8 protein-coding genes are annotated in these 11,147 nt (G+C 54.3%); 2 read left to right on the plus strand and 6 right to left on the minus strand.

Features of this window, described 5'->3' with window-relative positions:
• From ACIQ0G_RS07420 to ACIQ0G_RS07445, 6 genes are all read right to left on the minus strand, one after another.
• Positions 1-334 (minus strand): GMC family oxidoreductase N-terminal domain-containing protein (locus ACIQ0G_RS07420; protein WP_397577354.1); only part of this gene is annotated, 334 nt, incomplete at its 3' end.
• Entirely contained in the window at positions 331-1,518 is a 1,188-nt protein-coding gene (locus ACIQ0G_RS07425; RefSeq protein WP_324479354.1) for a mandelate racemase/muconate lactonizing enzyme family protein, read from the minus strand. The genes ACIQ0G_RS07425 and ACIQ0G_RS07420, both read right to left, overlap by 4 nt.
• Complete coding sequence (locus tag ACIQ0G_RS07430) at positions 1,515-2,954, minus strand: aldehyde dehydrogenase family protein (protein WP_397577355.1); 1,440 nt, start codon at positions 2,952-2,954, stop codon at positions 1,515-1,517. Before ACIQ0G_RS07430 ends, ACIQ0G_RS07425 begins: the two co-directional genes overlap by 4 nt.
• On the minus strand, positions 2,947-4,254 hold the full coding sequence (locus tag ACIQ0G_RS07435) for a spinster family MFS transporter (protein WP_397577356.1): 1,308 nt from the start codon (positions 4,252-4,254) through the stop codon (positions 2,947-2,949). Before ACIQ0G_RS07435 ends, ACIQ0G_RS07430 begins: the two co-directional genes overlap by 8 nt.
• Positions 4,255-4,265: 11 nt before the next feature.
• Positions 4,266-6,266, minus strand: coding sequence for a tetratricopeptide repeat-containing sulfotransferase family protein (locus tag ACIQ0G_RS07440; protein ID WP_397577359.1), 2,001 nt, complete (start codon positions 6,264-6,266; stop codon positions 4,266-4,268).
• Between the two features lie 129 nt (positions 6,267-6,395).
• A complete protein-coding gene (locus ACIQ0G_RS07445) occupies positions 6,396-9,053 on the minus strand; it encodes a TonB-dependent receptor (RefSeq protein WP_397577357.1) in 2,658 nt (885 codons plus the stop codon).
• Positions 9,054-9,297: 244 nt separating this feature from the next.
• Between ACIQ0G_RS07445 and purU the strand changes: the two genes are divergently transcribed.
• Positions 9,298-10,149 carry a formyltetrahydrofolate deformylase gene (gene purU, locus ACIQ0G_RS07450; protein ID WP_183942074.1) on the plus strand — a complete coding sequence of 284 codons (852 nt, stop codon included), beginning with the start codon at positions 9,298-9,300 and terminating at the stop codon, positions 10,147-10,149.
• Positions 10,150-10,200: 51 nt separating this feature from the next.
• Positions 10,201-11,147, plus strand: a 947-nt coding sequence (locus tag ACIQ0G_RS07455; RefSeq protein ID WP_397577358.1) for a zinc-binding dehydrogenase, incomplete at its 3' end; no start/stop codon positions are given.

The following is an 11,147-nucleotide window of genomic DNA, read 5'->3' on the forward strand; positions in this document are numbered from 1 at the left end:
TGCCCAAGGCTTTCCAATCATCGAAATCACGTGGCTGCCCGCGCACATAGACCATCGCGTTGATGGACCCTGATCCTCCGACGACCTTGCCGCGCGGCCAATAGCTCTGCCGACCGCCCAGCGCCTCAACGGGCGCGGTGTCGTACATCCAGTTAATCCGCTTATCGAAAAAGGTGCGTCCATAGCCAATGGGCATTTGGATCCAGATCGAACGATCGCTTCCTCCGGCCTCCAACAACAAGACGCTGTACTTGCCATCTTCGGTCAACCGGTTGGCCAGCACACAACCCGCCGTGCCTGCGCCGACGATGATATAGTCAAATTCCTCGGTCACTGAACGGGGTGCTGCGTCATTTCGAGGTGCAGCATATCGCCAGTATAGGGATTGGCGCGGGCGACATCTTCGTTCAGTTCGACCCCCAAGCCGGGCGCAGTCGATGGGATGACATGCCCCTCTTCAAACCGGATGGGCGATTTCAAAATTTCCGTATGGAAACCGCCCCACGTCTCAATGCTCTCAAGAATCAGGAAGTTTGGCGAACAGGTCGCAATCTGGATATTGGCTGCGCCAACGATCGGTCCGCAATATAGATGCGGCGCGATCTGCACATGATCAACTTCCGCCATTGCGGCAATCTTCTTAGCTTCCAATATGCCGCCAACCCGCCCGAGGTTCATTTGCAAAATTGCAGCCGCGCCTGCGCGCAATAGCCGTGCGAAATCATATTTGGTTGTCAGCCGTTCACCGGTTGCAACGGGTATGGACGTTGCCCGTGCAACCTTGGCCATCTCCTCAGGCGCATCGGGTGGTACGGGTTCTTCCAACCAGAGCGGATCATATGGCTCAAGTCGTTTGGCCAGCCGGATCGCGCCTGCAGCCGTCATTTGACCATGTGTCCCGAACAATAGGTCTGCTTTCATGCCAACCGCTTCACGCAGGGACTTGGCAAACCGCTCGCACAGGTCAAGCGCCTCCAACGACAGCTGGCGTCCGTCAAACGCCGAATATGGTCCAGCAGGATCAAACTTCAGCGCGGTAAAACCTTGGCTCAGATATTCAGCCGACCGTTCTGCCGCGAGGTCAGGGTCGTGATAAACATCCTTTGTGTCGCCGGGCCGCGGGTAGATATAGGTGTAGGCGCGCAACCGTTCGTGCACCTGACCGCCGAGCAGCTTATACACCGGCTTATTGGCTTCCTTGCCAATGATGTCCCAACAGGCCATTTCGAGCGCGGACAACACGCCCATGAGCGTGAGGTCGGGGTGCTGGGTAAAACCGCTGGAATAGACCCGGCGCCACATATTTTCGATATCGTGCGGATCATTTCCCGCGACGTAGCGCGCGAACACATCCTCTATCATTTTGGCAACCAGATGCGGTTCGAACGGGACGCAATATGCCTCGCCGATCCCCGACACACCGCTGTCGGTTGTCAGTTTTACGAACACGAAATAGCGGCCGCCAAAATGCGGTGGCGGATTGCCGACGACGAAGGTTTCGATATCGGTTAGTTTCATGGAACGCGGAACCCGCTGATCGATTTGATCTCAAGGAAATCGCGCACACCAAATTCGCCATATTCGCGGCCATTGCCCGACTGTTTATACCCGCCAAATGGCGCCATATAATCTTGGCTTGTGCCATTAATGCTCACACCGCCCGCCCGCATTAAACGCGAAACACGGCGGGCGCGGTCCAAGTCACAGGTTTGCACATAGGCATAGAGCCCATATGGCGAGTCATTGGCGATGGCGATGGCCTCCGCCTCATCCTTAAACGGGATCAACACCAGCACAGGGCCAAACACTTCTTCTTGGGCAATCCGCATCTTGTTGTGAACGCCAGCAAAAACCGTCGGTTTCACATAATAGCCCCGATTAAATCCATCGGCCAGACCTGTACCGCCGGCAACAAGCTGCGCACCTTCGTCGATCGCGACCTGAATTAGCCCCTGTATCTTGTCATAATGTGCCTTGCTGACCACGGGGCCATAATGTGGGCCCTTCTCCATCGGGTCGCCAAGCTTCGCGGCCTTCGCAACGCGTGCTGCAATCGCAACCGCCTCATCATAGACCGATTGTTCCACAAGCATGCGCGTCGGGGCGTTGCACGACTGACCGGTATTTCCAAAGCAATGCAGCACACCGCGCGTGACCGCGGCCTCCACATCACTGTCGGCAAAAACGATGTTGGCGGACTTGCCGCCCAGTTCCTGCGCGACACGCTTCACGGTATCTGCGGCATTTTTGGCGATCTGAACGCCTGCACGCGTCGATCCGGTAAACGAGATCATGTCCACTTCAGGGTGGCTGGTCAGCGCGTCACCGACGGAAGCGCCCGTGCCATGGATCATATTGAACACGCCTTTGGGGAAACCGGCTTCCTCGACCATTTCAGCGAACAACTGCGCCGACAACGGCGCCATTTCACTTGGCTTCAAAACCATAGTGCAGCCCGTAATCAATGCGGGACCAACCTTGCACACGATCTGGTTAATCGGCCAGTTCCACGGCGTGATCAGCACGCAAACGCCGATAGGCTCATGCGTGACGATGCCATCTGTGCCAACATCATAATCCCACGCCATTTCCCGCACGGCCTTAACCGTTGCGCGTAAATGGCCGGGGCCGCTTTCCGCCTGCGCGTCATGCGACAAATCGTACGGCGCGCCCATCTCGGTCGAAATGGCGGTTACCATTTCACCATAGCGCCGTTCGAAAATAGTGATCAGCTTTTCCACCAACGCAATGCGATGCTCAAGCGTGGTCGCGGCATATCCATCAAACGCAGCGCGTGCTGCTGTGACGGCCAAATCGACATCGTCACGGCCGCAAACAGCAACGACGGCGCAGACTTCTTCTGTTGCAGGATTGACTGCGTCCACTGTTGCAGTGGACGTCGCAGGCAAAACCCACGCGCCATTGATATAAGACTTCAGCGGCGAATTAGACATATCCAATGGCTCTCTTTTGATCTTCAATAATGTATTTTTCGGCGCGCCAATAATGCCACGCCGCCCACAGGCCGGTTGGCGCGAGAATAAGCTGTGCAAGGCGCAGGGAATCTGCATTGCCGCCACCTGCAGCGTCAAAAAAGTCGCTGAGGCCGCCAACAATTGCCGGTGCGATAATCAGGTTAAGCACATTGGCAACAACCAACGATATAGCGACGGCCATTGCCCGCATTTTCGGTGCTGCCAAATTCTGGCACAGTGCGAATGCCGGGCCGATGTAGAAATAAATGGCCGGAATGAACAACCACCACATAAACTGCGCCACGCCAAGATCGCGGGTATAATATGCAAGAAACGACGGGATAGTCGCCAATGCCGTTACCACGGCCAACAGCCGGGCGATTTTACGTGGGTCGGTATATGTCGGACGTGCCACCACCCATGCCGTCAATAATGACGCGCCAATGCCGCCAATAAGATAAATCCAGCCCAGCATGCTGCCGGCTTCGCCCTCATCCATGCCATATGTGCGCTGCATGAACAAAGGCGTGAACCACATCAGGCCCCAGCCCCAAAATGCAGACAGGCCGCTTCCGGTCATCGCATGCACCGCCGATTTTTGTGACCAGAGAAACTTCATTGTTTCCATGATCGTCGGCGCTTTATCTTCGGTTACGACGTCCAAACGACCGCGCTTCGGCTCCTTAATCGTTACCATGATGATCAGCGCCAAAATGATCCCGGGCACACCCAACACAAAGAAAGCGGCGCGCCAGCCATGTAATGTCGAGACATAGCCCGCAATATCCGAACCCAGCCACGCCCCGATGGGCGCGCCAAGGGCAAACACCGTCATAGCCATGGAGCGCCGGTCGGCGGGAAAATAGTCAGCGATAATGGAGTTGCACGCAGGTGTGCCGCCAGCCTCACCAATGCCAACGCCAACACGCGCCAACAACAAATCGAAATATCCGCGCGTATAACCGGTAATGGCTGTCATGAATGACCAAACGGCAACAGACGCCGCCAGAAGGTTGCGACGATTGGTCCGGTCACATAACCATGACAAGGGGATACCCATGACGACATAAAAAAGCGCCAGCGGAAGGCCAAGCCATGCGGTCTCCGTATCCGTCAGGTTCAGTTCTTTGCTAATGGGCCCAAGCAATGTGGACAAAACATAACGGTCCGCGATGCTGATCGTGTACACCAGCATCATGATGATGAGGACATACCAACGCTGACCCAGCGAGGAGACTTCATCGACATGTATTGGACCAGTCGGTGCATTGTTAGCCATAATATTCCTCCTCAGGTTGCGGCCAGTTCAGGCCCTAATTTTTTACGCAGCGGATCGAGAAATTCGCTGAAATTCTCCCATTGATCAACGCCGCTTTTGAAAATTGGTTGTCGCACCTGCTCCGAACTCGCGGTGCGAACCGCGCGTTCATTCTGGTGGAAATTGAGACATGCCTCTTCAAAAGGAAGGCCGCAATAGTCTAGCAAACGACGGACCTGCGTTTCCAGATCGGCAACGACTTCCTCGTAACGGACGCGCAATATCTTGCCGGGCAACACATTGTCCCAATGGTCCATTAACTGCACATAGTCAGTGTAATATTGGCCAACTTCCTCAAGCCCGTAAGTGAATTCCTGACCTTCGGCGAAGAGTTGCTTAAACCCGCTAAAGCAGCATCCCATGGCCCCGCGCCGCGCATCGATAATCTTGGCGTTCGGCAAAATCATGTTGATGAGGCCGATGTGGCGGAAATTGTTCGGCATTTTATCAATGAAAAAGGGTGTGCCGCCCTTGCGGTAAATTTGCGTGTCGCGGATAAATTCTTCGCCAAAGCGGGTGACGTCTTCGTGCGTCAAATCCGCCAAGTTGCCGGGATATTCGGGCGCCTCGCCAACAACGCGCTGCCGGTCAAGCCTGAAGGCCAACGCAAAGATATTCGGGAGCTCCATCGTCCCTTCAACCTGACTGTGCGATGCAAGAATTTGCTCGAGCAAGGTCGAACCCGCACGTGGCAACCCGACAATGAAAATCGGGTCCCGCGCTGGGCAGCCTGCACCGGCAAATTTCTCAAGCAGGTCAGTGGTCACCAGCTCACGCTGCAGCTGCATTTCGTTGGACAGCCTGCTGGGATTATATTTCAGCTCCTCGCGCTTCAAACGATTGCCGAGCTCATAATATTCGAACGAAGCGCTATGTTCGCCGCGATCCTCAAGCGCCTTACCCAATGCAAAACAGAGGTGATAGCGGTCATCCAGTGCCGTCATGGGCGACGCTTGTCGTTCCCGCATTTGGGCAATCTCACTATCGTCAAAACGGTAAGTCTTGAGATTGGCCAAGCTCCAATAGGCATCACCGCAGTCTGGCCGCACCTGATAGGCGCGGCGATAGGCGGAAATGGCATCATCCTGCCGCCCGACGGTCTTAAGCGCATGGCCGTAGGTCAGGTTTATACCTGGATTATTCGGCATAGACCCAAGCAGCGCCTCATAAATCAGCATCGCTTCATCAAAATTGCCGACGGCCAGATTTTCATTGGCGTACAGCATTTCAAACTCGGGGTTACCCGGTTCTTTTTCGCGCAGTTCCGACGCTTCGCTAAGTGCCAGTTCGAATTTTTGGCGTTTGCGCAATACTTTCACATAATCGAAATGCGCGCTGACATTATCTGGCTCCAGAACCTTGCAAGATTCCAGCAAAAATTCCGCTTCGTCATAGGCGTTGAATTTCATGCCGATGTCGGCAAGCAGGCGCATGGCCTCAACATGGTGACCGTTGCGTTGCAGGAACGCACGGCACAATTGCTCTGCCTTGTAGATACGCCCTTCCTGAATGAAACTGGCAACGCTTAGCAACTCAGGTGGAAGAGCGGAAAGATGGGTATATTGGGCATGCGCAAAATTAGCCGGCCCCTCGCGCCCGGCTTTATCATGCATTTGCGAAAGTATGCGCCAGCTTGCGACCAATGCGCCGTTGTGGGTTACTGCGCGCTGGTAAGCTGCGATTGCCTCTTCGGTCGAACCGCTATCGCGAAAACAATGCCCGCGTTCTTGCCACGCACGGCCGTAACCGGCATCGATGGCGATTAATCTATCAATTGTGGTGAGCGCCGCAGGAACTTGCCGCTGCATCCGCTGCGTTACCGCCAAAGTGTACAGAGCATCAATGTTATCCGGCGCGGCTTCCAATATGCGCGCGCACAAAGCCTCCGCGTCGGCAAAGCGGGCATTTTGCAAATGCGACCGCGCTTCACGCAAAATGGCGTCAATATTATCCGGCGAGGCCTCGGCCAACATTGTCACCTATTCTCCCATATTGTGACGAACGATTGCACGAACCCTGCCGCAATTCGCACGCTTAACGCAATGCCGAAATGCAGAAATGGCAAAGCGCCCCCGGTTTCCCAGGGGCGCCCGCCGTGTTGCTTAAATCTTGTACGAGAAACGTAGGCCGATTGTACGTGGACGCGAGGTCGTTGTACGCAGCTCACCGTCATTCCCGCTCTTGTAAAGCTCGGGACGCGCGTCGGTCAGGTTGTCACCAAACAATTCCAAACGCCACTCATCCTTCGAGACACCAAGCGATGCCCCAGCTGTGGTGTATGAACCAAGGTTCTGCGCAGCCTTTATTGGCGCGATCACGTCGCCAGCACGGACTGTTACACCGTTATAGACTGCAGTGCTGCCGCCGTAACGAATGTCGACATTGTCGATAACGTCAGAGATGCTCTTGCCAACATAATGAATGCCGATTTGCGCGAATGGAGCGAGACCTGAGGCAAGTTCCTTTTCCCAATGCAGACGCGCATTGAACTGGAATTTGGGGCTCAAAGCAAGCGGACCACCCAAAGGACGGAGCACCGTTGTGTTTTTCCGGTACTTCGTCATTTCAGAGTCATTGAACGAAAACGCACTATTGAACGTTAGTTCAGGCGATGTGCGCCACGTTACATCGCCCTCCAAACCTCTGATTCGGGCATCAAGCAAGTTTGTCGTGAATGTTTGGTTCGAGATATTCTGGTCAAAAACAGTGATCTGGATGTTGCTCCAGTCGATCTGATACGCAGCGAAATTGACCTGCAAACGACGATCAAGCAGCGAGAACTTACCACCAACTTCATAGTTTTGCACCTTGTCAGGTACATAGGAACCCAAACGGACAAAGTCTGCATTGGTAGGGCAAATCGCACTTGGTACGCGGCACGGACGACGGTTGAAGCCACCTGGGCGGAAACCATCCGAGTATGTCGCATAAACCAACGAAGATTCGTCGAGGCGATAGGTCAAGTTGGCTTTATACAACGTGCCGCTATACTTTGCTGGCGAAGCGTCAGCGTAAAGTACATTCAAGTTGGCGCTGACATTATACGTCGCTGGACCTGAAGTTGCCGCCGTGTAGGTTCCGGTAGTGGCGTTATAAACACCACGTGCACCACCAAAGCTGCCATTCGACGAACCGTTGATAGAAGCCTTTTCATCATAATAACGAAGACCGCCAGTGAAAGTTAGCTTGTCTGGAACGATATCAAAGGACGCCTCACCATAAGCAGCAAACTGCGTATCCTTACGCTGGATATCGTTGAAGAAGCCGACCTTGACAGGACGAACACTCGTGTCATTAGCATTTACCGAACCATTCGGAGCGCGACGGTAGATATAACCAGCAGCCTCTTGCAGATATGACCAGTCGGTATTGTCGAACAATTTGTTATCATCGTAGAACAAACCAAAGGTACCGCGAAGACGCTTATCGGCGGGCGTTGTTACACGAAGTTCTTGCGTCATACGCTCTGTACGGTTGCGAACCTGATAGCTTTTGTTTGGTGCGTAGCATGTATTACCCGCGGTCTGGGCCCGGCTAGTATAATAAACCCCTGCGTCACATTCATAATAAGGCAAATATAGCCCGATATTAGAATATCCGGCATAATCGGCAACTTGCGTCGCACGATGCTTCATGAACGATCCTGTGTAAATCACGTCAAGCGCGCCCAAACGGCCATTAACGCCCCATGTCGAGAGACTCACGCGGTCACGCAGCGAGTTGTCACCGAACTTTGTAACCTTCAGGTCGCCCACATCAGGTTCGAAGTCGAATACACCGTCAGTGTCGAGTTCCTGACGAACATGCATCAGATCGACAGACCAATCGTCCGTGACTTTCCAAGTCAGCGCAGCACGGGCACCGCGGTAGGTCGCGTCGTTGTAGTTATCTTCTACAAATGCGTCATTGTTGATCGTCTGACGTGTTGGCGCGCGATAGAGGCTGCCCGTGCAATTCGCAACCCCAGCACACGAGGCAATTGCACGCATGACCAACAATGGGTTACCCGTTGGCAATTTTCCAGCAACGCCCACATTGCCGTTGAACGGCATTTGGTATGTTCCTGCGATATTGTCGATATAACCACCCTGACGGTCGGTGTAGAACACAGCGCGGAATGCCAGCTTGTCTTTAACAAGCGGGATGTTGATGAATGCGTCGCCAGCAACGCTTTCTTCGCCACCCTTGGTGAAGGCGTAGCTCGAGTTGAAACCAGCATGGAATTCGCTCGTATCAGGCTTGTTGGTGATGTAGCGGACCGCGCCACCCATCGCACTTGCGCCGAAGAGCGTTCCCTGCGGACCTGCCAGAACTTCGACGCGCTGAAGATCAACCGCATAAAGGTCAAGGTTACGTCCGACGAGCGATGCTGGCGCGTCGTTGATGTACAATGCGACCGTAGGCTGCGCGCCAGCGGTACCAGCAATTTGCAGTCCCGGCGAATCTGTTGAAAGACCGCGGATAAAGATGGACGATGCACCTGGACCACGCGAAGCAGCGCGAACATTCGGCAGATATTCGATCAGCTTGTCGAATTTCGTGATGTTGAGATCGCTTAGCGATTCACCGCCCAAGGCAGTAATTGCAAGCGGCACGCGGTTTGCCGACTCTTCACGGCGTGTTGCGGTCACAACGATATCTGCAATACCGCGGTCCTGCTCTTCAGCTGTTTGCTGCGCAAATGCAGGGTTTATGCCGATGCCGACACTAGCCGATGCAATAACAAGCGCCGCGGTCGAAATTTTCAAATAACTTTTCAATTTTCTTCCCCTCAACCATCCCCAAATAACTGGGGCTTCTAAATCTCCATCAATAAGACTGAAACTGGAGCCCCCGTCAAGCAATTGACCAAATTTTCGTGATTGGTAAATTAAATTCCCCGACCAATCATTTCATCTACATGTTGCGATTAGAAGACCTAATATATGGATGAGAGCAATGGATAGCGTGGACTTCGACGGCTACGCGGTCCCACGTTTTGCGAGATGAGGATTGATAATGCATATGGGCGCAGATTTTGTACTGTTGATTGTGTGCGACGACCGTAAGGGTATCGTCGCAGCGGTGGCCAATTCAATTGCCAGCCAGGACTGCAACATCGTCGAAAGCTCGCAATATGGCGACGAGGTAACCGGACGGTTCTTTATGCGGATCGCCATCAACTGCCCCGCTGATGTGACGACGGAAAGTTTCGAGGCGGCGTTCCTGCCTGTTGCTGCGGCGTTCCGTTTGGAATGGCGCATTCACGATTTGCGTAAAAAGCTGCGCGCGATGATCATGGTTAGCCAAGGCGGCCATTGTCTGAACGACCTTCTTTACCGCACAGCAACCAAGCGGTTGCCGATGGAAATAACAAGCGTCGTTTCCAACCACCAAAATTGGCAGCGCCGCGCAGAGCATGAAGGCATCCCATTCCATCATTTGCCAGTGACGCCAGAAAACAAGCTGGAACAAGAAGCCAAACTGCTGGCGATGGTGGAAGAACAGAATGTCGACCTCGTCATCCTCGCCCGGTATATGCAGGTGCTTTCAGACCAGCTTTGCCGGAAGCTTGATGGGCGCGTTATCAACATTCATCACAGCTTCCTGCCGGGCTTCAAAGGCGCAAAGCCATATCACCGTGCCTATGAGCGCGGCGTCAAAATGGTCGGCGCTACGGCGCATTATGTGACACCCGACCTTGATGAAGGTCCAATCATTACCCAAGACGTGTCGATCGTTGACCATGCCGATACGGTTGACGATTTAATAGCGCAGGGGCAGGAAACCGAAAGCCGGGTTCTGTCGCGGGCGGTCAAGCTGCATCTGGAGCATCGCGTGATGCTGAATGGCAACCGCACGATTGTGTTCAAATAAACGGGCGCAACCCGCCCAACGATTTGGTTAAGTTTAGGAGACCCGATTAATATGAAGACGCGCGCAGCAGTTGCCTTTGAAGCGAAGAAGCCACTTGAGATTGTCGAGCTTGACCTTGAGGGTCCCAAGGCTGGTGAAGTTTTGGTTGAGATCATGGCGACCGGCATTTGCCATACAGATGCCTATACGCTCGATGGCTTTGACAGCGAGGGGATTTTCCCAAGCGTGCTTGGCCATGAAGGCGCAGGGATCGTGCGCGAAGTCGGCGCAGGCGTGACCAGCGTAAAGCCCGGCGATCATGTTATTCCATTGTACACACCGGAATGCCGCCAGTGCAAAAGCTGCCTGTCCGGCAAAACCAACCTGTGCACCGCCATTCGCGCGACACAGGGCAAGGGCCTGATGCCCGACGGCACAACGCGCTTCAGCTATAAGGGCCAGCCGATATTCCATTATATGGGCTGTTCGACATTTTCGAACTTCACCGTGCTTCCGGAAATCGCCGTTGCTAAAATCCGTGAAGACGCACCGTTCCAGTCAAGCTGCTATATCGGTTGCGGCGTCACCACAGGCGTTGGCGCCGTGGTCAACACGGCAAAGGTGCAAGTCGGCGACAATGTCGTTGTCTTTGGCCTTGGCGGCATTGGGCTGAACGTTATTCAAGGCGCACGTCTGGCGGGCGCTGGGATGATTATTGGCGTTGATATCAATCCTGATCGCGAAGAATGGGGCCGCAAGTTCGGCATGACCGCGTTCCTGAACTCCAGGGGCATGAGCCGCGAAGATGTTGTTGCCGCAATCGTGGCCATGACCGACGGCGGCGCAGACTACACCTTTGATGCCACCGGCAACACCGAAGTGATGCGCACCGCGCTTGAGGCATGCCATCGGGGTTGGGGCACCAGCATCATCATTGGTGTGGCCGAAGCGGGCAAAGAGATTGCTACCCGTCCATTCCAACTCGTGACCGGCCGCAACTGGCGCGGCACCGCCTTTGG

The sequence above is a fragment of the Sphingorhabdus sp. genome (assembly GCF_044354325.1).
GTDB lineage: Bacteria > Pseudomonadota > Alphaproteobacteria > Sphingomonadales > Sphingomonadaceae > Sphingorhabdus_B.